Annotated in this window: 18 protein-coding genes; 5 read left to right on the forward strand and 13 right to left on the reverse strand. The window is 35.7% G+C overall.

Annotated elements, in window-relative coordinates; genetic code table 11:
* The first annotated feature begins 98 nt into the window (after positions 1-98).
* Positions 99-989, forward strand: coding sequence for a class I SAM-dependent methyltransferase (locus D1094_RS06055; protein ID WP_118959202.1), 891 nt, complete (start codon positions 99-101; stop codon positions 987-989).
* A 107-nt stretch (positions 990-1,096) separates the two neighbouring features.
* On the opposite strand, the gene D1094_RS06060 is transcribed toward D1094_RS06055, so the two are convergent.
* From D1094_RS06060 to putA, 4 genes are all read right to left on the reverse strand, one after another.
* On the reverse strand, positions 1,097-2,521 hold the full coding sequence (locus D1094_RS06060; RefSeq protein ID WP_118959203.1) for a sodium-dependent transporter: 1,425 nt from the start codon (positions 2,519-2,521) through the stop codon (positions 1,097-1,099).
* 172 nt (positions 2,522-2,693) lie between these two features.
* Positions 2,694-3,536 carry an HDOD domain-containing protein gene (locus D1094_RS06065; RefSeq protein ID WP_118959204.1) on the reverse strand — a complete coding sequence of 281 codons (843 nt, stop codon included), beginning with the start codon at positions 3,534-3,536 and terminating at the stop codon, positions 2,694-2,696.
* A gap of 175 nt (positions 3,537-3,711) precedes the next feature.
* Complete coding sequence (locus tag D1094_RS06070) at positions 3,712-4,188, reverse strand: winged helix-turn-helix transcriptional regulator (RefSeq protein WP_118959205.1); 477 nt, start codon at positions 4,186-4,188, stop codon at positions 3,712-3,714.
* 128 nt (positions 4,189-4,316) lie between these two features.
* Entirely contained in the window at positions 4,317-8,129 is a 3,813-nt protein-coding gene (gene putA, locus D1094_RS06075; protein ID WP_118959206.1) for a bifunctional proline dehydrogenase/L-glutamate gamma-semialdehyde dehydrogenase PutA, read from the reverse strand.
* Between the two features lie 726 nt (positions 8,130-8,855).
* On the opposite strand from putA, the gene D1094_RS06080 reads away from it, so the two are divergent.
* Positions 8,856-9,293, forward strand: a complete 438-nt coding sequence (locus tag D1094_RS06080; RefSeq protein ID WP_182440103.1) for a CBS domain-containing protein — start codon at positions 8,856-8,858, stop codon at positions 9,291-9,293.
* A 47-nt stretch (positions 9,294-9,340) separates the two neighbouring features.
* On the opposite strand, the gene D1094_RS06085 is transcribed toward D1094_RS06080, so the two are convergent.
* The 4 genes from D1094_RS06085 to D1094_RS06100 all read right to left on the reverse strand — a co-directional run bounded on the left by D1094_RS06085 (position 9,341) and on the right by D1094_RS06100 (position 13,657).
* Complete coding sequence (locus D1094_RS06085; RefSeq protein WP_118959208.1) at positions 9,341-11,926, reverse strand: EAL domain-containing protein; 2,586 nt, start codon at positions 11,924-11,926, stop codon at positions 9,341-9,343.
* 183 nt (positions 11,927-12,109) lie between these two features.
* Positions 12,110-12,412, reverse strand: a complete 303-nt coding sequence (locus D1094_RS06090; RefSeq protein ID WP_118959513.1) for a hypothetical protein — start codon at positions 12,410-12,412, stop codon at positions 12,110-12,112.
* 91 nt (positions 12,413-12,503) lie between these two features.
* Positions 12,504-13,211: a pseudouridine synthase gene (locus tag D1094_RS06095; RefSeq protein WP_118959209.1), complete on the reverse strand. Its 708-nt coding sequence runs from the start codon at positions 13,209-13,211 to the stop codon at positions 12,504-12,506.
* Positions 13,212-13,222: 11 nt separating this feature from the next.
* Positions 13,223-13,657 (reverse strand): hypothetical protein, encoded by a 435-nt coding sequence (locus tag D1094_RS06100; RefSeq protein ID WP_259337842.1) that lies wholly within the window; start codon positions 13,655-13,657, stop codon positions 13,223-13,225.
* Positions 13,658-14,134: 477 nt separating this feature from the next.
* On the opposite strand from D1094_RS06100, the gene D1094_RS06105 reads away from it, so the two are divergent.
* Both D1094_RS06105 and D1094_RS06110 read left to right on the forward strand, forming a co-directional pair.
* Entirely contained in the window at positions 14,135-14,773 is a 639-nt protein-coding gene (locus tag D1094_RS06105) for a TetR/AcrR family transcriptional regulator (protein WP_118959210.1), read from the forward strand.
* A gap of 71 nt (positions 14,774-14,844) precedes the next feature.
* Positions 14,845-15,828, forward strand: a complete 984-nt coding sequence (locus tag D1094_RS06110; protein ID WP_118959211.1) for an MDR family oxidoreductase — start codon at positions 14,845-14,847, stop codon at positions 15,826-15,828.
* A gap of 69 nt (positions 15,829-15,897) precedes the next feature.
* Here the strand turns inward: D1094_RS06110 and D1094_RS06115 are convergent, their stop codons facing one another.
* Positions 15,898-18,165 carry a bifunctional diguanylate cyclase/phosphodiesterase gene (locus D1094_RS06115; RefSeq protein WP_118959212.1) on the reverse strand — a complete coding sequence of 756 codons (2,268 nt, stop codon included), beginning with the start codon at positions 18,163-18,165 and terminating at the stop codon, positions 15,898-15,900.
* A 135-nt stretch (positions 18,166-18,300) separates the two neighbouring features.
* Here D1094_RS06115 and D1094_RS06120 point away from each other — a divergent pair, with 135 nt between their 5' ends.
* Positions 18,301-18,480: a DUF1289 domain-containing protein gene (locus tag D1094_RS06120; protein ID WP_118959213.1), complete on the forward strand. Its 180-nt coding sequence runs from the start codon at positions 18,301-18,303 to the stop codon at positions 18,478-18,480.
* 40 nt (positions 18,481-18,520) lie between these two features.
* On the opposite strand, the gene D1094_RS06125 is transcribed toward D1094_RS06120, so the two are convergent.
* The 4 genes from D1094_RS06125 to D1094_RS06140 all read right to left on the reverse strand — a co-directional run bounded on the left by D1094_RS06125 (position 18,521) and on the right by D1094_RS06140 (position 24,228).
* Positions 18,521-20,116: a bacteriohemerythrin gene (locus D1094_RS06125; RefSeq protein WP_118959214.1), complete on the reverse strand. Its 1,596-nt coding sequence runs from the start codon at positions 20,114-20,116 to the stop codon at positions 18,521-18,523.
* Entirely contained in the window at positions 20,113-22,155 is a 2,043-nt protein-coding gene (locus D1094_RS06130) for an EAL domain-containing protein (RefSeq protein WP_118959215.1), read from the reverse strand. The genes D1094_RS06125 and D1094_RS06130 overlap by 4 nt, the downstream gene beginning before the upstream one ends.
* A 175-nt stretch (positions 22,156-22,330) precedes the next feature.
* A complete protein-coding gene (locus D1094_RS06135; RefSeq protein WP_182440104.1) occupies positions 22,331-23,221 on the reverse strand; it encodes an ABC transporter substrate-binding protein in 891 nt (296 codons plus the stop codon).
* A 353-nt stretch (positions 23,222-23,574) separates the two neighbouring features.
* Entirely contained in the window at positions 23,575-24,228 is a 654-nt protein-coding gene (locus tag D1094_RS06140; protein WP_147361059.1) for a hypothetical protein, read from the reverse strand.
* Between the last annotated feature and the right edge of the window lie 47 nt (positions 24,229-24,275).

Consider the following 24,275-nt stretch of genomic DNA (forward strand, 5'->3'; position numbering starts at 1 on the left):
CATTAACTTTTAACCCCCACTGCAATGACAAGCTTACACAGCAAAGCATTATTAACGTATAATGCGTTAACTTTATCGTTTTACCTAAATAATCAGATATGCTTTCATATATTTCTGCTGAAGATCTTTCACAATGCCAGCGTTTATTTCATGGGCGTGGCCATGCCTACCCAGAGTTATCCCATATAAATATCGATTGGTTTTCCCCTGTTATTCTGATTACCTTATACCAAGAGGTTGAACAGCCATGGTTAATTGATCTTGCTAAGCAATTAAAAGCTAAATTCGCAGAATGTACTTCAGTACAAGTTCAATATCGCTGTCGAAAACTTGCTCCGACAGAATTATTAATTGGTGAATGTATTGAGCACACCATTGTCAACGAACTTGAACAGCGCTACAACATACACTTTGGCAAAGCACAAAATTCTGGACTTTTTCTCGATATGAGAAATGGACGTGAGTGGGTTAAAGAGCACGCACAAGACAAAAATATACTTAATTTATTTTCTTATACCTGCCCTTTTTCTGTGGTTGCAATTGCAGGGGGAGCAAATAAAGTAGTCAATATTGATGTCAGTAAATCATCTTTAAGTAAAGGGCGTGAAAACCATCGCTTAAACGAGCACCCATTAGAGAAAGTAAAATTTGAAGGTGTTGATATCTTTAAATCTAATAGTCGGATCAAAAAACACGGCCCATACGATTTAATTATTAGTGATCCTCCAACATTACAATTTGGCAGTGTAAACATTATTAAGGACTACGCGAAAATAATTAGAAAAATACCTCAATGGTTAAAGCCAGGTGGGCAAATTATGTTATGCCTTAACTCGCCTGATTTAACAGAAGATTTTTTAACAGAACAAGTAAAGCTTCACTGTCCTGAATGCCAATTTGAACAGCAAATTAAACCACCTGAAGTTTTTAAAGAAGCGCATCAAGGCAAAGGCTTAAAAGTACTCATTTTTACCTACTTACCTGCATAGTTTTTACTTAACAAAAAAAGCTTAACAAATGAATTAACAAAAAATAGCCTAGCAAAATTTGCTAGGCTATTTGTTCTCAATATAATGCTCTAGCGCTATTTAACCTGTTACAAACCAAACAAGTTATAGCCAAAGAATTTAATCGCAACAGTATTTATAAATATCGCTAAAACAATAGCAGGAATAAATGTCCCTAGTGAAAAGTTAATATACTTTTCGACCCAAGAGCCGATATAACCGTCATTACCTACACTTAACTCTGTTGATAGTTGGCTTTTCTTCCATCGGTAACTTACGAATACACATAATAAAAAGCCATTTAACGGTAAAATAGTGTCGTAAAATACATCGTAAATCACATCAAAAAATGATTTATTGGCTCCCGCATATTCAGTAAATTCAGAGAAGAAAGACACCATACCAAACGAAGTGGTTGCGAATAAGGTCAAAACTCCTGCTGTAAGCGTTAATATAAATAGTGCTTTCTTACGAGTATGATTTTTCTCGGTAACTAAATACGAAACAGGTACTTCAATAATAGAAACTAACGAGGTAATGGCTGCAAAGAAAACCAGCACAAAAAAGAAAGTCGCTACCGCACTTGCACCAAAATAGCCAATAGAGGTTTGCAAAGCCAAAAATATTTTTGGTAAGAACGTAAAAATTAACGAAACAGAACTATCACTTAACTCACTCGGATTAACATCAGGGTTAAAAGAAAAAACCGCAGGTAAAATCATTAACCCAGCAATAAAAGCAACACCAGTATCCGTGATGGCAACTAGTTTTGCCGAGTTTGGAATATTCGTTTGACGATTTATATAAGAGCCATAAGTTAACAATATCCCCATACCTAGCGATAGTGAGAAAAAGGCCTGAGACAACGCACCATTGACAACGCTAGGGGTAATTTTTGATATATCAGGAATAAGGAAAAACTCAATGCCAGCAAAGGCATTATCAAGCGTTAATACAAAAGCCACCATAATAACAAGCATAATCAGCAACGATGGCATTAGCACTTTTGCTGCTTTCTCAATGCCATCTTTTACACCAGCAACAAGAATGAAGTTGACTATAGCCGCGACCGCAATCATGGCTACAAATAAGTACGGGCTTTTAATAAACTCACCAAACCCTGCCCCACTAGCCAAATAATCAAGATTGCCTGATAAAGTGATAACGATATAACCAAATACCCATACGGTAATCACCATATAAAATACGGCAATCATAAACGGCGTTAATACTCCTAAAAAGCCTGCCGCTCCCCAAAAACCACTATTTTGACTTAACGATTTATATGCACCTACAGGCTCTTTTGCTGTTTTTCTACCTACGGCCATCTCTGCAATCATTACAGGTAAGCAAATAAGAAATACAAACAAAGCGTACATTATTAAAAATGCACCACCACCATTTTTTGCCGCATTAACAGGGAAACCAACTAAGTTTCCGATACCAACAGCAGATCCCGCAGCAGCTAAAATAAAACCAATGCGTGAGCTAAAATTCTCTCTAGATGAGGCCATACGTTTCCTTCATTATTTTTATTAGAATAGTTTTATGTGCGTTATTAGAAAAACGAAACGTCTTAGATGCTAACAAGCTTTATCAAAGATGTCTTGCTAGAAAATGAAAAGCTTTTTGCTCAAATGTAACTAAAGCCTGCCAACACGCTTTATATTATGCACACCTGAAAGCTTATTTTGAAAATAGTTTAGGGTTCATCATGGTTAAAATGCCTTCAGCTTCTTTAGCTGCACATTCAGCGACATGATTAAGATCATCTTCAGATAACGATAAAGCATCGCATAGTGAGTCATCTATAAGCTCATCTATCGTAAACTTATCAGGATGGCTATCAACTAGAGCTAACCTAGAGGCAATATATAAAACTTTAACATCTTTATTGATTTGAATATCTTTAGCTTCATTGAAATGCCTTATCGGCAATATTATCTTTTCAGGTATCTGCCATATTTTAAGTAACGCAGCCGAAATGTCAGTATAGGTAAAGCCAAGTGCTAATTCTTGTAGTAGCCAAGGGAGTCTATCTGCACTATATTGTTCACAACGTTTGGCTGTTTCAGGGGTGATTTTTGCAACTAAAAGTTCTCCAAAATTTTGCAACAACCCAGCAACAAATAGGCGCTCAATATCTCTAATCCCGGAATGAATTGCTAAGTATTTACTCGCCAAACCACAATAAACACTTATACGCCAAAATCGTTTCAGATCTATCGCTTGATTTTCAAAGTGTTTAAATGCTGACGCTGCCACATCAACTAACATCATATTATAAATTTGCTGAGTGCCTATTATGGTAATCGCCCGAGAAATAGTACTAATTTCACCTGAAAAACTATAAATAGCACTATTTGCAATTTGAAGTAGTCTTGAGGTCATAGAAGGGTCGATGCCAATAACATCTGCAAAATCAGTTATTTCAGAGCTTTCATCTTCCATAAGTGCTTTCACTTTAAAGCAAGCATCAGGTAAAGCAAATGAGCCATTCGCTTGTAATGCATATTTATGTGCGTCCATTTCAACCTCGTTTTACTATTAACAGTGTTTGGAGTGAAAATTTACCAAGTAGTTAACTAACTAGTATTAAAAATACTATAAAAAATGCTTTTTACTAGGGCTTGTTGACGTTTGTGGGTATTTTCAGCAATGCGCTAAAATTGCTTTACGCTATGCTGCACCACTCCTTAATGCATCAGTCAAATGGCACTCCGCTATCTTGCTTTATATGTTCAGTAACAATATAAGTTTGCGTTAAAGAAATAGAAGGTAACGCTGATACTTTTTCGAGTACAAGGCGATATCCATCCATGCCACCAAAGCGAATTTTTAATAAATAGTCATATCCTCCTGCAATTAAATTGCATTCGACAACTTCCTTGATTTTAACCACTTCAGCTTTAAATAGCTTAAAAACATCTGTAGTTGTCCTATCTAAAGTAACATGGATAAAAGCCGTCATACCGTAATTAAGTTTATTAGCATTTAAAAATGCCCCATACCGCTCTATGTATCCTTCATTCTCTAAACGCTTAACTCTATCTAAACAAGGACTCGCACTTAAGTTGACCTTTTTAGCTAGTTCAACATTGGATATACGACCAAACTTCTGTAACGTAGATAAAATCACCTTATCAATTTTATCCAGCGGTTTTATTTTGCCAGTTAACATAATGACATCACTTTATACTTTAAATTTCAAAAAATGCATATTTTAATACTGACATAAAAATGGGATAAAAAAAAGCGAGCACATCAGTACTCGCCTTTATTTATCAGCAGTGATTAACCTAAAGCAGCTTACTCATCTTCTTCAATCAAAGTCATTAACGAAGTATTACCACCAGAAGCTGTGGTATCGATACTGATGGTTTTTTCAGTCACCAATCGCTGTATTAAATTGTCAAAATGTTCCGAGGTGATTACAGGCAATATCGCACCTTGTCGTTGAGATAACTTTTCGCTCATATAATGCTTACGATTACATAGGCTATCTACAACTACACCAGCAAGTGTAGGGTGTGCTAACATTGTTTCTAAGTGATGTAATTTAGCAACCTGCAAAACATTTTCACCAGCACCTGTTGCTATAAACTTATCTCTAAAAGCAATGGCTTCGTCGTAGAACAAATCTGATACCACTGACACTACCGTATTACCCGTTGCTAATGCCGTAACAACTGAGATAACCCAGAAGTGGAATGACACCTCTTTATCAGCAAAACATAATACAATACCGCGATTTTCTAGGTAGATAATATTCGACTCACCTGTTGGCCCTGGTAATTGTGTCGGTTTTTTCATGCGCTTTTCAATGTTAATAAGCTGATTACGAGCCGAAGCTAATGTTCGGTTTAAATCATCAGCCAAATCATCAACGATTTCAACATGAGCAATTTTTGCTAATAACTGTCTTACACAAGAAATACGTGTATTTAACTCTGTTGCACGCCAGTCTTTTTCAGCCCACTCAGCTTTCGTCATCATTCGTGTCGCTTCATGCTGCTGTTCACTGTTACCGCTTAACACTTCTTCTACAATGTCGTTAATTTCTTCTACTGGTGTGGCTTTTTCTTTCACTAACCGTGTTAAGTAATTAGGACCACCCGCTTTAGGGCCCGTCCCAGATAAACCTCTACCGCCAAACGGCTGCACACCAACAATCGCACCAATCATATTGCGATTAATATAAATATTACCTGCTCGAGAAAGTTTCGCTAACTCAATAGCACGGTTTTCTATACGTGTATGAATACCCATTGTTAAGCCAAAACCAGTACTGTTGATTTTATCAACAACTGACTCTATTTCGTCGCCTTTAAAGCGCACCACATGTACACAAGGGCCAAAAACTTCGTCTTTTAATACACTAATATCTTCAATTTCATACAAACGTGGTGCAAAGAAGAAGTGCTCGTTATCAGCAACCTCATCAGAAATTTCACATTGGTAAATCAGCTTGCCATGTGTTTCCATGTACTTGGCATGAGCCGTTAAAGAATCATGCGCTTTTTTATCAATTACTGGCCCTATATCTGTGCTTAATTTGGCAGGGTTACCCACGTGCATTTCCATAAGCGCACCTTTGATCATTTCAATTACATGATCAGCAATGTCTTCTTGCAGAAACAATACTCTTAAGGCTGAACAACGTTGACCAGCACTTTGAAAACCCGATGAGATAACGTCATCAACCACTTGCTCTGGTAAAGCGGTTGAATCAACCACCATACAGTTTTGACCACCCGTTTCAGCAATTAATGGTACTTGATCGCCACCACGTTCAGCTAATGTTTGAGAAATGCGTGTACCCGTATCTGTTGAGCCTGTAAACATCACTGCTTGAACTCTTGAGTCTGGAATAACTACATTACCCACTTGGCTACCGCGTGCGATTAACGCTTGTACCACACCATCTGGTAGTCCAACTGACTCCATTAACTCAATAGTGCGCAAAGCGATAAGACTAGTTTGTTCTGCAGGTTTTGCTAATACAGTATTACCAGTCGCAATAGCTGCAGCAACTTGCCCTAAGAATATCGCTAATGGGAAGTTCCACGGGCTAATACATAATACAACACCACGTGCTTCCATACGTTCATCTTCATTAAGTTCAATAGCGCGAGCCGCATAGTAACGACAAAAATCGACGGCTTCACGTACTTCATCAATACCATCTTGCGCAACTTTACCTGCTTCTTTAATACAAAGGGCTATTAACTCATCCATATGGCGCTCAAGAATATCACCTATACGACATAATAAATCAGCTCGCTCCTGAACAGGTGTCTTTGACCATGTTTCAAAGGTCGCATGAGCTTTATCAATTTGCGCTTGCATTTGCTCAGTCGTTAAATGGGTTTGATAACCAATAATCTCACTACGATTAGCAGGGTTCTTCACCGCGTTTGCGCCATCTGGCACATCGTTTTTATTCAGTAAATTATCAACAAACCAGTTATCTAACGCTACCTTAAGTGGCGTAATTTCTGTAATATCGGTTAAGTCTAAACCTTTTGAGTTATCACGCTCTTTGCCATATAAATCAATCGGTTTAATTATTTGTTTATTGTATTTTTCTTTTAAGCGCTGCGTTTTCTCAACCGGATCCTCTAATAAAGATTCAACTGGCTGTGATTCATCAACAATGGCGTTAACAAACGAAGAGTTTGCACCATTTTCAAGTAAACGACGTACTAAGTAAGCTAATAAATCTTCATGATGACCAACAGGTGCATAAATACGACACTGTATCCCTTCTTCACTGACAATTTGGTCATAAAGTGAATCGCCCATGCCATGAAGGCATTGGAACTCAAAACCTTCTTTGTCATCACCTGCAAGTTCAACAATGGTTGCTGCAGTGTATGCATTATGCGTAGCAAATTGAGGATAAATGCTATCACGGTATTCAAGTAACTTATTTGCACAAGCGTGATAAGAAACATCGGTTGAAGATTTACGCGTAAAGACAGGGAAATGACTTAAGCCATCTTTTTGCGCATTCTTAATTTCTGTATCCCAGTATGCACCTTTAACTAAACGCACCATCATTTTACGATCAACACGAACAGTAAGTTCTCGTAACCAGTCAACCACGTGAATAGCACGTTTTTGATATGCTTGTAGCGCAATACCAAAACCTTGCCAATCGCCTAAATCACTATCAGAAAAAACCGCTTCAATAATATCTAATGAAATATCTAAACGCTCAGACTCTTCGGCATCTACCGTTAAACCAATGTTATAACTTTTTGCTTGTAAACAAAGAGCCTTAAGTTTAGGCACTAGCTCTTCCATCACGCGTGCTTGATGGGTAAATTCGTATCTTGGATGAATGGCAGATAATTTAACTGAAATACCTGGCGTTTTTCTAGGGTCGTTCTTTCCTGCGCCTTTGCTTGCAGCCACTTTGCCTATTTCATCTATCGCATCTTGATAAGCTTTTAAATAGCGCTCAGCATCTTTCATGGTACGAGCGCCTTCACCTAACATGTCGTATGAATAAACATAGCCAAGTTGCTCTTTTTCAGCCGCACGTTGAGTTGCAGCCGTAATGTTTTCACCCATAACGAACTGCTTGCCCATAACTTTCATGGCATAGTTCATTGATTTGCGAATAACAGGCTCGCCTAAACGACCCACTGTTTTCTTTAACAATCCAAATCGATCTTGATTTTTTTTATCTGCATAGCCCACCATAGAGCCTGTTATTAATAACCCCCATGATGATGCATTTACAAATAAAGAGTCACTTGAACCTAAATGAGCGCTCCATTGCCCCTGAGAGATTTTATCTCTAATTAATTCATCTTGAGTATGCTTATCAGGAACACGAAGTAAGGCTTCTGCTAAGCACATCAACACAACACCTTCCTCTGATGAAAGTGAGTACTCATTGAGTAAAGCGTCAATAGCACCATTGCCTTCTTGATCTTTACGTATTTTCAATACCATTTTACGGGCTCGTTCCCACGCCCTACTTCGCGCACTTACATTCACTTCCGCTGAAGGTAAGATATGATCTACGGCAACATTTTCATCAATACGATAAAATTCACGAATTTTTTGCCTAATTGGGCAATCAATTATTAATGAACCAGTAAAAAGCATGTAAGTGTCCTCAAAACAGTTTAATTAAGGCAATAACGACCTGTCTTAGTTATAGTCGTTAATTAATGATATACAATTTGTGGGCGAATTTTATGAGAAAAACAACAGAATGTGCTGGTTATTTTTCAGCTTTTACCAAATTTACTATGGCAAAACCAAAAAAAACAGAATTTAATGCTGATATATACATTGACCAATTTTATAGCATTTAGCATAAAGAATTAACTGCTTAATGCAACATGAACGACATTACAAAAGATAAAATTTAAGGCACTGAATAAATTAAACTTTAAATATTACGACTAGAAGCACTAAAGTTAATAGTATATCGCTTAAGCCTATTTAACAGTTAACTGACTGATATATCGCTGTTCTTAATTACAAATACAGCAATATGATGTGCTAAGCTAACAATCATACCAAGTGAATAAATGAATTGTTCACTTAATGAGAGTAACTGACTAAATAACCTCAGCTCGGGTTAAGAGATAAGTTAATCGTTTGAAAATGTGAGACTTGTGGTTTAAGCAACTCACTAGCTTGATAGTTTTTTCATTCAAGGAAAATTCATTAAGAATAGTTATTCTATTGTTTATGAATTTAACACAGAAGTAAGGAAAAATAGCTGCTAGGGAGCTATTTATTATCCCGAGTTGAGGTTAAGTCATCTTACTCACCCCAAGGTGAAGTTTTCTAATAATGTGAGCAATGATAAGAGAGAAACAAATGTCGATAAAATCATTAATGACTACAGAGCTTGTCACAATCGATGCAAATGATTATTTATCTTCTGTTAGAGAAATATTTGAATTAGTCACTTTTCATCATATTCTCGTTTTAGAAGATGAAATGTTAGTCGGAATAATATCAGACAGAGATTATTTTAAAGCGGTTGGCCCTAGGCTAGGTACTCCAATTGAAACAGAAAGAGATAAAATGCCATTACAGAAAAGAGCCCATCAAATTATGAACAGGAGACTAGTGACTGTTAAAAACAATGCAACGGTATTAGACGTCGTTAGCTGTTTTCATAAATATAAAATATCTTGCGTTCCCGTAATTGATGAATTGAATAAGCCAATAGGTATTATAAGCTGGCGAGATGTTATGAGTGCGCTTTGTAGTCAGATGATAAAGAAGCAATTACATCAAGAGCAAAGTTAAGTTATGTTAAGTCATTAGTAGCAATTAAGAATCAGTTCATTATAAAACTAGTTGCCTAACATACTGCCAATATAAGATGTACAATCAAGTGCAGACATTGGTTTTGCAAAGTAAAAGCCTTGTCCATATAAACAGTCCATTTGCTGGAGCAATTGTGCATCCGCTATATTTTCAATACCTTCGCCCACGGTTGCCATTTGCAAATTAGTCGCTAAATCAATAATTGTTTTAATGATTGCTCTATGATTATCATGCTCATGGACATTATTAATAAATGATCGATCTATTTTCAGTACATCTAACGGGAAGCGATGTAAATAGCTCAAACTTGAATATCCAGTACCAAAGTCATCCAATAATAATTTCACCCCCATTTCTTTAAGTGCTTGCATATTAGCCAATACCACATCAGCATTTTCTAACAATGCTCGCTCAGTCAACTCTATGCGCAAGTTTTTCGGAGATAGCCCTGTTTTCTTCAATATATTTGCTATATCACTCGGTAAACTTTGACTAAAGAACTGCTTACAAAATAAATTACAACTAACATATAACTGGTCATCATTGAATATATTCTGCCAATGCCTAACCTGTTTACAAGAGGCTTCAATAATTTGTAAATCAATCTCTAAAATTAAATCCGTTTCTTCTGCCAAAGGAATAAAATCATTTGGGTAAACAAAACCCCGTTTACGTGATTGCCAACGGGCAAGGGCTTCAAAACCTGCTAATTTATTATTCTCTAATCGAAGGATTGGCTGAAAATAAGGCTCAAATTCATTCCAATCTATCGCTTCTCGAATGTCTGCCTCAAGGCTAAGAGCATTTTGCACTTTTTTATGCATGCTAGCATCAAACACTTCATACCGCCCTTTACCACGATCTTTAGCATGATACATCGCAGTATCAGCATCCCTTAACATAGTATTGGCATTGTCATAGCGTTCATCACTAAATAAAATACCAATACTTGTACCGGTATAAACCAGCTGATTATCAATAGTAAACGGCTGCTGCAAAAACTCTGTGATCCTATTTGATATTTCAAAAGCTTCTTGGTCTGACTCTAAGTCTTCTATCAGCACAACAAACTCATCGCCACCCAATCGAGCGACAGTGTCTTTATCACGAACCAAGGCTTGTAATTCTGCCGCGATAATTTTTAGTAACTTATCACCAGCATGATGCCCTAGGCTGTCATTAACCATTTTGAAACGATCTAAATCGAGAAATAAAATGGCAAATGAGAAATCATTCTTACGATTTTTACATGCAATAGCATGATTCAGTAAATCTATAAACACGGTACGATTAGCTAAACCTGTCAAACTGTCATGGGCAGCAGTATGCTTAAGTAGTTTTTCAGCTTGCTTACGCTGCACGATTTCTTCTTCAAGCGCTAACGTTCTTAATTTAACTTGCTGCTCTAACAGTTCATGGCTTCTGCGTTCAAAGTCAGCCAACTCTCTTCTTTTTATCGCGGCAGAAACATGTTGGGAGACAAAATTTAAAAGTTCGGCATCTTGTTTACTATAAGTTGTGGTTTTAGAATAACTTTGAATAACCATAACCCCAAGCAACTGGCCTGAATAAATTAAAGGTACACCTAACCAAGAATGAGTGTCGTCATCAGGCTTTACTGTTTCTCCTTGACGATACAACGCTTGCATTTCATCTTGTGATAACAGGATAGTTTCTTTACGTCTTAAGACTAATTCTGAGAAGTGGTTAGATAACTTTCTTGATTTAAAGCCTTCTCCACGTGCATCTCTTTTCTCATCAACATAGTAATAAAAATTTAACACTTGTTTTTCAACATCATACTTTGCGATATAAAAATTTGTCGCATTAATCAATTGACCAACAATATTATGCACTTTGGCATAAAATTCATTAATTTCTAATTCTGCATCATTGCTCAATTCAGAGATTCTATATAAAGATTCTTGTAATAACTCAGACTTTTCTCGCTCACGAATTTGAGCCATCAGTTCTTTGGTTCTAGCATCAACCGCATTTTTTAAGCGCTGCTGATCTTGAAGCCTAAGCATTGCACCGACAACATGTTGTGCTGCAAAAGTTAGCATATTGAGATCTTGCTCTGTGTATCTAAGGCTTTTGCTATAACTCTGAACAACGATCACACCAATAACTTCATCGCCATGAATCAATGGTACACCTAGCCAGTCGGTGCCTTGAGAGCCAAACTCTTTTATTTTTTTATTTTCTATTAATTGTTTTCTAAGCGATGGTGTCACCAAAAGTGCTTGTTTAGATTCAACAACTAACGAAGTAAAAGATCCTTCATACTCATCAAAATCTATCACACCAATAGGGCAGTCATCTTTTTCGTCAATATAATAGACAAACTCAAGGGTATTTAATGTTTGATCAAAGAGCACAATATAGAAATTGTTTGCCGTCATTAATGATGCAATAGTGCGATGAACTTGAGGATAAAAATTAGTAAGCTGATCACATTCTTGTGATAGTTGGTTTAAACGAAAAAGTGCAGTATAACGAGCTTGTAAGTCGCTGTTTTTCTGTCGTAATAATAAAAATTCTTGAGTTAAATCGCCTTGATTTTGCAGGTTATTATCGAGTTCTTCATTAAACTTTGTCGAATCATTCATAAAGAAAAAATTTACCCAATAAAAAATTACTCTAATGATTAATTAGAGAAGAAAATCACTAATAGATCAGATGATAAGAAGACGTATTTAATTAACACATAAATCGTACCTAAAAATGAAACACGCCCTAGAGCGTGTTTCCCTTATTGATATTACAACAAATAATATAATTTACCAATGAGCTTATTGCTTAGCTTCAGCCTTAGCCGATTCACGAATTTTTTCAACTTTATGCTTGTTACCACATTTGGCTAATTGCTGGTCATCGCGATAATAACGAATATCAATACAATCATTTTGATATCTGCGTTCTAACTCAGTACGAAGAATAGGCTGCCCTTTAGCATTCATAATTTGTTTGTGTAAAGATTGACACTGCTTTAATTGTTCGGCAGCCAGTGTTATGTCCTCGCATTCATTGCTTGAACTTGAACAGCCTGCTATTAAAGTTACTAAAACACTGGATACTAAAATTCGTTTCTTCATCTTTTGCACTCTCACCATTAATATATTTTTCTTTTGCAAAGATTATACGCAAAGCAAGTGAATATGAGAACAAACATTAATATGAACCTCATTAAAAAATAGAAACGACTTCATTGGTTGTTAAAACTCTGCTTTGGCCTACAAGTAAATTTTTATCTAATGTTAAACTACCGATAGAGTATCGATGAAGTGCTACTACTGGGTTTCTAAAACGGCCGAACATTCGTTTAATTTGATGATAACGACCTTCTTCTAAAGTAACTTGTGCTTGATAAGTTGATAATTTCACAAATTTTGCTGGTTTAGTCATTATGCCTTCAAAGGCAAAATACATTCCTTGCTCAAATGTTTTAGCGTACTCTTCATTTATTGGGTTAGCTAAAGTCACCAAATATTTTTTTTCAACTTTATTATCTGGCTGCGTTAAACGTTCAGACCATCGGCTATCATTGGTTAAAAGCACTAAGCCTGAAGTATTTAAATCTAATCGGCCAACAAGGTGAAGCGCTGACTTATAATCATAATTAAGTAAATCTATCACCGTTTTATGTTTATCATCCACCGTTGCACTTACAACCCCTACAGGCTTATGCAGCATAACGTAACGCGGAATATTATTTTGTAATACAACACCATCAACTTCTATTTTAGTAAAGTAGTCAATGAGACAATCTGCAGAAGTTTCGACAATACCATCAATCAGAACACGTTGTTGTGCAAGCAACAACCGTACTGCTTTTTTATTTAGGTGAGCTTGTTTAACTAAAAACCGATCTAAGCGAGCACGACAAATAGCCAATTAATCATCACCTAAATTGTAGGTAGCTGATAATAATGAGCTATTAAATTTAGTACTTTCGATAACTTAATTCGTAAAAAATCAGCAAGTACTTTGGGTTTTTCAGTTAATAAGGATAATTCTGATGCAGTAAGTGCGATATAACACTCACTTTGTTGTTTTTGCGCGCAATGTAAAACATCATCACTAAAAAATTCAATTTTCATATGGTTATCATTAACTTTTTCAAGAAGCTCTCGCTGCACAATAAAACTCTCTGAAGACATAACGCATAACATTACATTAAGAATATCTTCTTCATCCCCATACCAATTAGCCGTTAGGGTATGAAAGTTTAATTGTGCCTCTAGCTTGTTCAAATTAGAATTAAGCTTCTGAAATTTTTCAGTTAAATCTGATGATGCCTTTATGGTTAACGGCAATTGTTCTGTTATCAGTTCACTCATTTTATTGACCACCTTATAACCTATAACCTATAACCTAATTGCATCATAAATTGCTGTCTATCACTAAAAACAAAATTAGTTTCTGCAATAACAGCCCATTACTCGGTAATATTCCATTGGGCACCAATTAAATAAATATATGAAGAGCTAACATGCTGATCTATTTCTACGGCAAACTTTGTCGTTTGACATGGGTGATTAAAGGGGGGGGGTTAATATATTGTTTCACCGCACCAACCCATATTCGTATCAGCTTCAATATAGTTTACATCAAACACACCTAAAAAATCACTATAAAAGCGCACAACAAAGTTCAACAATCCCTAGAACATGTTGACCTATGTAGATTACTCACTTAGCAACCATTGACAACCACATAAAAGCAAATGCTGATAACACCATAGATTGAATTTATTGATACTAGCGAAAATATTTTCTTACTTGTTATTTATTAGACGATCGGTCTATAATAAAAATATGAACACAAAACAAACAACAGCTCGACGTGGTCGACCACCTAAAATTGCAAGAAACAATCAAGACACAAAAGCTGAGCTATTACGAAGCGGATTAGAGTTACTAACCAAACAGGGCTTCTCATCTTCAGGCATAGACTCAATTTTAAAAAAAGTTGGCGTGCCTAAAGGGTCTTTTTATCATTATTTTGATAGCAAAGAAGCATTTGGCCGTGAAGTAATCGATAGTTATGCAAAATACTTCGAGAAGAAACTTGATACACACTTACTTAATAATGCCAATAAACCACTAGATCGACTAGCTAGTTATGTAAATGACGCCAAGGAAAGAATGGCGCATTATCAATTTGAGCGAGGGTGCTTAATCGGCAATTTGGAACAAGAAGTAACCCTCTTACCAACAAATTACCGAGCACAACTCATCAATGTTTTCATAAATTGGCAAAATAAAATAGCCACCTGCTTACAAGAAGCTCAAGAAATTGGTGATATATGCCCATCAGCAAACTGCTGTGAATTAGCAGAACTATTCTGGATTGGCTGGGAAGGCGCTGTCAGTAGAGCAAGGCTAGTTCAAAGTACCACGCCATTAACGCTGTTCTTCGAGCACTACCTAAAGAACATCAAGCTAACCAATTAATTTTATTAAAAGTATGCACCTTAACTATTAAGGAGTATTTATAGACGATCAGTCTAAATTTGGAGGTTATTATGATTAAAGCAATTGTTATTGAAAAAGACGAACAAGGGTACCGAAGTAGTCTGCAAGAAATAAATGAGACCTTCTTACCTGAGGGTGATACCGATGTAGAAGTACTGTATAGCACGTTAAACTATAAAGATGCCTTAGCTATTACTGGTAAAGGCCCAGTTGTTAGGCAGTTCCCAATGATTCCTGGTATAGATTTAGTAGGTAAAGTAACGAAGAGTAAATCTGATAAATTTTCTCCTGATGATTTAGTACTCTTAAATGGTTTTGGTGTTGGCGAAACACATATGGGAGGACTAGCAGAAAAAGCCACTTTAAACAGTGACTGGCTTATCCCTCTACCCAAAAAACTATCGCCGAAACAAGCCATGGCAATCGGTACCGCTGGTTATACTGCAATGCTTTGTGTTATGGCTCTAGAGAAAAATGGTGTAACACCTGATAAAGGTGAAATTTTAGTTACAGGAGCAAACGGTGGTGTCGGCAGTTTTGCTATTGCACTACTTGCCAAACTTGGCTATCAAGTAGTGGCCTCTACAGGTAGAGCTGATCAAAGTGAGTATTTACATACATTGGGTGCTAATGAAGTTTTAGACAGAAAAACTTTATCAGAGCCTGGTAGACCACTAGCAAAAGAGCGCTGGGCAGGTGCTATTGACTCCATTGGTAGTCATACTTTAGCTAATATTTGTGCCAGTATAAAATATGGCGGTACGGTAGCAGCTTGTGGTTTAGCACAAGGCATGGACTTACCATCAACGGTAATGCCTTTTATTTTGCGCGGAGTTACTTTAGCTGGCGTTGATAGCGTTATGCGCCCCATTGAAGATAGAATTGAAGCATGGCAACGTATTGCCGACTTGCTAAGCGATGCAACATTAAATGAAATTAGCCACACTATTTCACTTGATAATGTGATTGAAACAGCAAATAAGCTTATGAATGGTCAGATCAGAGGCAGAGTGATTGTGGAGTTATCGAAGTAAACGATACCGTATTGCGCTCTCTTTCGTGGAGCGCACTTTCTGCATTATTTCGTTTTAACATAGAAAAATTTAACAAGCGCTATTGATATCGCCACCTTTATCCGCAAGTAACTTAATCAATGCGCCAGGCTCAATGGGTCTACTAAACCAATATCCTTGTATTTCATCACAGTCTAATGCTGTTAAAAAATCTACATGTTCGAGCTCTTCTACACCTTCAGCAATAAGCGATAAACCAAGGCTTTTACCTAAGGAGACAATAGTTTTGATAATAGCTTTGTCTTCATCGTTGTTGTGACAATCACGAATAAAGGACTGATCTATTTTTAACTTATCAATAGGGAAACGTTTTAAATAAGAGAGTGACGAATAACCAGTACCAAAGTCATCGATAGATAGGTGTAACCCCATGGCTTTAAGCTGCTGAAGTACAGATAAGGTGTTTGCTTCATTATGCATAAACACTCCTTCTGTAATTTCTAACTCTAAATTTCTTGGGGCTAGCGAAACGTCTTTGAGCACTTGCTTCACCATTGTACAAAATTGTGGATGGCTAAACTGCCTTGGTGATACATTCACAGCAACAACAATATCGTTATAGCCCAACTCCACAAGTGTTTTAGCAAATAAGCAAGCTTGAGTCAGAATCCATTCGCCAATAGAAACAATTAAGCCAGACTGCTCCGCTAAAGGAATAAAGTCAGCAGGAGACACCACACTGCCTTCGTGCTGCCAACGAACTAGGGTTTCGATACCTGTTACTTTATTGTGCTGTATATCAAGTTGAGGTTGATAGACAAGAAACAACTCATCATGACTTATTGCTTGTCTTAATTTATCGACAAGTTCATTACTACGCTGAATTCCTTCACTAAAATCAGAATCATAAATAGCAAAGTTTTCATGTTCGTTATTAATCGACACAGCCAACGCCATGTGAGCATCTTTGATTAGGTTATTTCTATCAGCGCCATGCAATGGATAACGACTATAACCAAAATCAAGCTCAACAAAATATTCACCGCTGTCGGTAATAATAGACGATTCAGCAATGGCAGTGATATGTTCCGTTAATTTTTTCAGCGCCACTTGGCTTTTACTTTGCGTGCACAATAAAGCGAATTGTCCGTCAGCCACTTGATAAAAGCGCACGCCGCTAGGTAAAGATTTTGAAATAGTACCCGCTAATACATTCACTAATTCTGTTACGGTATCCCCTCCTAAGGTACTTATTTTATTATCAAAATCTTTAATAGCAATAACACCTATTGCAAACGCCTTTTCGCTAATAATGATGTCGTCAACATCATTATTTAACTTATATTGGTTTGGTAAATTAGTTTCTTGGTGATAAAAGGCTAAATGGTTGACTTGCTCTTGTGCAATTTTTTCTTCTGTTACGTCTTTGATATGAATATCATAAGCATCCATTTCTTCATGCCAATAAATGCTAATTTGTAAAATACGCTCTTGAAAAGTTTGTTCAAGCACAACACTATGTTCAGTTGCTCGACTTAATTTTTCCCGCAAAGACATAAAATTACTCGGTAATAATGCCTCTACATTCTTTGCATCATAACCAACACAACTCAATAATTTTTGACATGCTGGATTAGCAAATAAAATTTCACCTACATTATTAACACTGATAATAGGGTTAGGGTTTTGTTGTGAGAATAACGCTAATTGCGTATTTTTTGCTTGTGTTAACATATATTGTCGAATATACCATGACACTAACCCAGCAATGAGTACGATTGAAATACCGTAAATTAATACTAACTGATGTGAAAAAGCCATTTGAGCTAACGTCGCTTGATGTCCTTCTTCAACTGTTTCGCTCGTTTGTTGTTCAATTGATTTTAACGTCGGTAGCAACTGTATTCTAATAGCCGATACCTGAGATAAAATAGTACGCATTTCATCCCAGTTATCGTCGTTTACCTGCATAGCTTGGTAAAAATCAGTAAATAATTGTTCTATCTGTTGCTGTCTGAGTGCGATTTCTTTAGCTTCTGCTTTAAACCGAGGTTGCGATAATACTTCACTAAAGTGCATATTGAAGGTTTGACGAATATTTTTAGAAGATTGTAGAAAAACATCATCATTCTGAGATCGATAATACTCATAAATAATGCGCTCTTGTTCACTAAGATCGGCTATTAACTCATTAATGCTAATTAAAATAGGTATCCGTTGCTCTACGACATCAACAGTATTTATTTTTACTTTTGCCGTTGATTGATAAACCACCCAAGATAAAGCTAAGCCCATCAAAATAATTGTTATGGCTAATAAAGAGGCACGTAAGAGAAATGGCGTTGTTATTGACTTCATAGTTGGTGCAAAGCTCCCTTTAATATAAAGGACAGTTGTTATTCAATTAAAATTACAGCATAACTTTCATTTTTAATAAAAGTTATGCTGTAATAGTGTTAACAAAACGATTAAAAAATTGACACTATATTGAGAATGCCTTTGAATAATGTTCAATCACCCTGTGTACGAAATTGCTGCTTAAACGAACAAGATATATGTTTAGGTTGCTTTAGAAGCTTAAAAGAGATTACACAATGGAGCTCAGCAAGTAACCAAAGCAAGCTAGCGATCATTGAAAAAACTCAACATCGCCGTCAACAACAAAAACGGTAAAGACATCACAAAGTGAATAGTAAAAAACGATAATTCTTTACTATTTTTTGAAGCTATCTTCCTCAATTGATAAAGCATATTCTTTAAACTCCATATCAGCCTTTAAAATATGTTTTGCTAACCATTTATATAAAAACATAGCGACTTTATGATGAACTTCTAAATCATAGTCATTTAGTTTTTCTTTAATAACGAAAAACTTTTCCCTCAGTTCATTATGCTGTATCACGTGCTCTTCGGTTTTAGGAAAGTTTATTTGTCTTAATAAGTTTTCTTCACATTCAAAATGCAAATCAATATAAGAAATTAAATTATCAAAAATTGCTACGGTTGCCGCTTTACCTTCTTGCTTAAAAAAATCATTAGTCATTGCAAACAACATTTTATGTTGTTCATCTAACTCTGCATTGCCCACAGTATATTCTGGCAACCATTTAATTTCTTGCGTTAATTGGCCAGATTTTCCAGGTATAATATCGATTGGGTGTTTAACGGCTTTCGTAACACTTTTTAAAATAATACTTTTTTTAGAAGGTTTTATTAAGTAACTACTTAGCCCGTAAGTTATCCATTGATTAATGGCTTGCTTATCTCGGTCATGAATGTAAGCAATTATTGGTAAGTGATTATGCATTGCTCTAAGCTGCTGAGTAATTTCTAATCCATTAATTGAAGGTAAATCATAAGCTAATAAAACCACATCAGGCTCAAATATTTCTATCTGATTTAAGGCATCTTTACCGTCGTTTACTAATAAATATTTAAATACCGTTTCAGCAAATATTTCTTCAATCACTCGAGAGAATAAATCAGAGGGTTCTGCAATTAATATTTTATAACTGGATGTTTTATGCTTTTGTTCGCTGCCTTCAGTAAAAGCGTTTGGATTCACGCCTAAGGTTGTCTTTCTTTTAGGTGCATGATAGCTTTCAATATTTTGCTTTATTGACTGGCTATTAATTTTTAGCTCAACCATTTGCTGTAAAATGCCATCAATATTAGCGGAAATCGATTCATTCATTTCACCAAAATTAACACCAACAAGTTCGCTAAGCATCTCTTTAGCTTTGACATTTTCTTCTAAGTTATTGGTAGCGGTTAAAATGTTATCTTCACATTTTGAGGCTTCATGGGTAAAAGATTTTTTAAGTGTTACGCCATGTTCAATACACGAAGCTAATTGATCTTCACCATCAGAAATAAGTTTTTCAATACTATTATTTTTATGGCTTTCAATAATTTTCAATTCGTGCAATAGCACAAGCTTTAACCGATAAGGATCATTTAACGGGTTAATAATGGCATAGTTATCGAATAAACCATTTTCACACGCTAAAAAGGCACACTCTTTTTCCTTATTATGTATTAATAAAATAGCACTGTGTGGTGCAATATTTTGTTCATATTCTTCAAGGTAATCGATATAAAACTGAATGGTATTTTTAACATTATTAGATGAGAGTAAAACCACTTTGGGTTTCAATTCAACAATATCATGAAGGGTATCTAGGCTAAATTTATAGGTTTTAAACTCTACCTCTAACTCCATAACTTGAGTAATCGCACTTTCAACGGTATCCCTGTCTTGGTAAATCATCACCACATCAGGGTGATTAGGTAAATTTACATGCTTCATTCACTATCCTTGCAATGAGTATCAGTTCTAGCGTTGAACTGTATTAACCATTGCTCAAACTCACTGGCTGGCAATGGTTTACTATATAAATAGCCTTGCTGGTTATAACACCCAAGTTGAATTAATTTATCGGCTTGTTGTTGGGTTTCTACCCCTTCTGCAATCAACTCTACATTAAAAGTTTTTGATAGTAAAATCAGCGCTTTTACTATCGCTGCATCTTGTTTTGAATGAACAATTTTATCAATAAAGCACTTATCAATTTTAACATTATCAATGGGGAGGTTTTTTAGCCGTTGTAAAGAAGAGTAACCAGTACCAAAATCATCGATAGCTATTTTTACCCCTAAACCACGTATAGCGGATAAAATAGGGTTATGTAAACTATTACCTTCAGAAAATACTGACTCTGTCACCTCAAGTTCAATGGCATCTCCAGGTAACATTTCTTCTATGAGAACATCTCTTACTTGTGATAATAAATCATTTCTATCAAACTGTCTCAGTGAGACATTAATTGCCATAACACCAGTAAATACATTGCTTATGCGCCATTCTCTTAATTGATGACAAGCTGTTTTTAACACAAAAAGGCCAAGCTCTTTTATAGCACCATTTGCTTCTGCAATAGGAATAAATAAATCTGGGGAGATAATACCTTGTGTAGGGTGTCTCCATCTTAAAAGACATTCAATACCGTAAACATGTTTCTTTTTCGCATCAATTTGCGGTTGATACCACACTTCAAAATTTTGATTTTTAATCGCATTTGAAATTTCGCTTTCAAGCTCTAAGCGCTGGGTAATTGCTCTTTTTTCTTTAGTATCGAATAATAAGAAATGATTACCGCCTTGCTCTTTCACTTTTAACATGGCAGTGTCCGCGAAAGAGATAAGCTCTCTTATATCTTCGGAGTCTGCAGGATATTGGCTAATGCCAATACTCATAGTGACTTTAAATTCACCATATTTCGTGTCAAAGGGCTTTTCAAAAAGAGACATAATTTGCAGACAAATTTTATCGACATTTTTTATTGCTTTTTCCCCGTCAATAATCACTATAAACTCGTCTCCGCCTAAACGAGCTATCAAATCATTATCTCTTAACTTAGCGTGCAGGCGATCAGCAACATGTTTTAATAATTCATCACCCACTTCATGTCCCATCGAATCATTGATAAATTTAAATCTATCTAGATCGCAAAAAAGTACAGCAAATCTCTCATTAGTTTCCTTACCTACCTCACATAAATTACGAAGTCGTTCAAACAATAAATTTCTGTTAGGTAAACTGGTTAATGGGTCATGATAAGCATGAAAGAGCTCTTCTTCTCGTGTTTTTTTTCTCGCACTAATATCGGTGAATTGTGCAATATAATTAGTAATTTCTTCGTTTTCATCTCTAATACTAGAAATACTTAACCATTCAGGGTAGATTTCACCATTTTTACGTTTATTCCAAATCTCGCCTTGCCATTCTCCTTGTTTTTTCAACTGGCTCCAAAAATCTTGATAAAACGCCTTTTCTTGCCTGCCTGAATTTAATATTGCTGGGGTTTTACCAATCACTTCTGATGGCTGATATCCGGTGATTTTATAGAAACTATTATTAACTGTTAAAATATTACCGTGCTTATCTGTAACGACAATGGCTTCATTAGAGTGGTCAAAAATCTGCTCAATAATGGATAACTTTGATTTTGTAACATCAATAAAGCTGACATTATTAACGATCAGAATAATGCAACTTTCATTATTCTGTACTTGAGTGAAATAACTCACCTCAACGGAAAATTTACTGTTATCTTTCTTGACAAAGCACGTGTGAAAATGACCGAAATCACTACTTTTTAAACTAATTTCTAATTGTTGTGATAGGTGACACGTAAGTACATCAACATACTTATCTAACAACTCTGAATGTAAAAATTGAGTCATTTCAAGAAACTGCTCATTAACATCAATAATAATGTAATTTTTATCTAAAGTAACAATACCCGTAGAAATTTCTTGAAGGGCTGTCTTGTCAAAAAAAGACATGCAATATTTCCTTGTTAATAAACGCACTAGAAGATTTTTATTCTTTATTAATTAATAGCACCTTATGAAAATCTTTCCACTATTTCTCTGTAACTAAAGGTAAGGATAATTAATAAGTTGAGTGCCGTTAGAAAGAATGATTGTTAATCAAAACGGGGGAATAAAACGCATGCGTTTAATGAGATATCAAGCAAGTGTTTTTAAGCCATGACATTAGCTCAAGCTGGTATTTTTTACTCCATGCTCTGGCTGCTTGTATTTCGTTTATTTTATCGACAACAACTAATGACGTTGCATCAATAATCATTTGGTTTGTTAGATTTATTTCCTTAATAAATTCATAAACGCATAAATTGTATTGTTTGAGCTTAGGCCAAGCAGCTTTTTTAAGCCATCCATTCTTAGGATTAGCGCAGTCTTTAGTTAACTGCTTATTAATTCCCCATTCAGGAACTGTTTCACATTCGGGTGAATAAGGTGGAAACTCAATAAATTGGCCAGTTAAATGCTCATCAGTCCAATTAGGGCTCCAATTTAAGATAAGAATAGGTTGTTGTTGTTTGATAGCATTAGATAACTTCTGCCATAACGCCGCTTCATTCGATGATCGATCAATTTTATAATCCAACCTTAATGCCCTAATTATGTCTGCATCGTCATAATCCCATACACCTGTGTAATATACACCTTGACCACGAGAGTTCTCTGTTACAAAAAGCGATTTACACGTTATTAATGCTCGCCAATCAGGCAGCTCTGGACACAACTTTTCTAGGTATTTTGGATACCACCAATCTTCAGTAACTATTGCATCATGTACTCCCATATCAAGTAATGATGCTTTCTCGACCAGTTTAGTAAAAACCTTCGCCATAGAAGGTTGCCAAACCTCTAACTGAAAATGAACTGTTCCGCGCTGCAATGCCCCCCATTGTTCATCGACACTAATATCAATAAATTCGACTTGTTCACCTTGCTTACTCAGTAGTTCACCAATAGCTAACGAAATAACTCGCTGACTAGTCCATTGGTTTAAAGGAATAGAAATTATTGATTTATTTGCCATGACAGTAGCCGTAAAGCTAATGCTAATAACAAATAATAAAAGGAAAACAGTCAATTTAATCATGAAAAAGGTACTGGTCTACAAGCATGACATATCCTAAAAAGTATAATTTTATCGAGTAAATCCTTTTACAAAGTATATGAAGTAAACCTGAGTATTGCGAGAAAGCAAGCAAGAGTGCAATTAGACATAAGTACCAAGTTAGATACTGTTAGGTACAGTGAGTAAGCAATTAAAAACACTTTCTCACTGTTTAATATAGATGTTCAATTAATGAGAATGATTTGAAGAGATGTTATCCCCTTCATTATGATTTAAACCAGCGTGTTGATGCTCAACAAACCCTTGATTAATCATCGACGATAAAAAGTATCATTTTCATTATCACCAATATCTGCATAATCTGTAGATTTATAATCGAGTAACTGAGTAAACTTCTCTTTAGCCTTATCGCTAGCAAGACTGTACTTTACCAGTGACCATTGAGATATTATTTGCTCTGCTTGTGATACTTTTAGTGACTTAATTAACTTAAGATTAGGTAACCAAACTAGTTGATATGTTGTTTCTGCTGATTGATAAGTTAGAACTTGCTCTGTATTACAGGCTTCACCTGTACTCTTTACCAGCTTCATTTTAGTTAAAAATTCCTCATTAATGAGTTGATATTTCGTATGCCAATCAAAGGAGCCTGTTATCTCATCTGCTTGGTATTCAATAACGCGCTTTTCATGATCAAAAAATCGATTTAACATTAAACGATTGTGGCTGGTTTTAGTCCACCACAGACCAATATTATTGTGCTCATATTGATGTATAACTTGGTTATCCAAGCGATATAAATTTAATTGCTGAAGTGTTTTGTTTCCTTGTTTTGTCACATCATTAATATCATATTGCGCAAAAACATGTTGTTGTTCAAGCTGGCAGCTATTGGCATCATCTGCCTTAGCATTTAGCATGAATAGCCAACAAAAAAGTAGAGCTAGATATTGGTTTATATTCATAATAATTATCCCCAGCAATGCTGATACGCTTTTATTTGGGTACCAGC

The sequence above is a fragment of the Colwellia sp. RSH04 genome, from assembly GCF_003545765.1.
GTDB lineage: Bacteria > Pseudomonadota > Gammaproteobacteria > Enterobacterales > Alteromonadaceae > Colwellia.

What these genes read in the sequence shown, in the direction of transcription:
- D1094_RS06120 (WP_118959213.1), top strand. Translation starts at nt 18,301, where the DNA reads ATGCCTTTGAATAATGTTCAATCACCCTGTGTACGAAATTGCTGCTTA.
- D1094_RS06090 (WP_118959513.1), bottom strand. Translation starts at nt 12,412, where the DNA reads ATGAAGAAACGAATTTTAGTATCCAGTGTTTTAGTAACTTTAATAGCA.
- D1094_RS06125 (WP_118959214.1), bottom strand. Translation starts at nt 20,116, where the DNA reads ATGAAGCATGTAAATTTACCTAATCACCCTGATGTGGTGATGATTTAC.
- D1094_RS06070 (WP_118959205.1), bottom strand. Translation starts at nt 4,188, where the DNA reads ATGTTAACTGGCAAAATAAAACCGCTGGATAAAATTGATAAGGTGATT.
- D1094_RS06100 (WP_259337842.1), bottom strand. Translation starts at nt 13,657, where the DNA reads ATGAGTGAACTGATAACAGAACAATTGCCGTTAACCATAAAGGCATCA.
- D1094_RS06135 (WP_182440104.1), bottom strand. Translation starts at nt 23,221, where the DNA reads ATGGCAAATAAATCAATAATTTCTATTCCTTTAAACCAATGGACTAGT.
- D1094_RS06065 (WP_118959204.1), bottom strand. Translation starts at nt 3,536, where the DNA reads ATGGACGCACATAAATATGCATTACAAGCGAATGGCTCATTTGCTTTA.
- putA (WP_118959206.1), bottom strand. Translation starts at nt 8,129, where the DNA reads ATGCTTTTTACTGGTTCATTAATAATTGATTGCCCAATTAGGCAAAAA.
- D1094_RS06130 (WP_118959215.1), bottom strand. Translation starts at nt 22,155, where the DNA reads ATGTCTTTTTTTGACAAGACAGCCCTTCAAGAAATTTCTACGGGTATT.
- D1094_RS06080 (WP_182440103.1), top strand. Translation starts at nt 8,856, where the DNA reads ATGTCGATAAAATCATTAATGACTACAGAGCTTGTCACAATCGATGCA.
- D1094_RS06055 (WP_118959202.1), top strand. Translation starts at nt 99, where the DNA reads ATGCTTTCATATATTTCTGCTGAAGATCTTTCACAATGCCAGCGTTTA.
- D1094_RS06060 (WP_118959203.1), bottom strand. Translation starts at nt 2,521, where the DNA reads ATGGCCTCATCTAGAGAGAATTTTAGCTCACGCATTGGTTTTATTTTA.
- D1094_RS06115 (WP_118959212.1), bottom strand. Translation starts at nt 18,165, where the DNA reads ATGAAGTCAATAACAACGCCATTTCTCTTACGTGCCTCTTTATTAGCC.
- D1094_RS06105 (WP_118959210.1), top strand. Translation starts at nt 14,135, where the DNA reads ATGAACACAAAACAAACAACAGCTCGACGTGGTCGACCACCTAAAATT.
- D1094_RS06140 (WP_147361059.1), bottom strand. Translation starts at nt 24,228, where the DNA reads ATGAATATAAACCAATATCTAGCTCTACTTTTTTGTTGGCTATTCATG.
- D1094_RS06085 (WP_118959208.1), bottom strand. Translation starts at nt 11,926, where the DNA reads ATGAATGATTCGACAAAGTTTAATGAAGAACTCGATAATAACCTGCAA.
- D1094_RS06110 (WP_118959211.1), top strand. Translation starts at nt 14,845, where the DNA reads ATGATTAAAGCAATTGTTATTGAAAAAGACGAACAAGGGTACCGAAGT.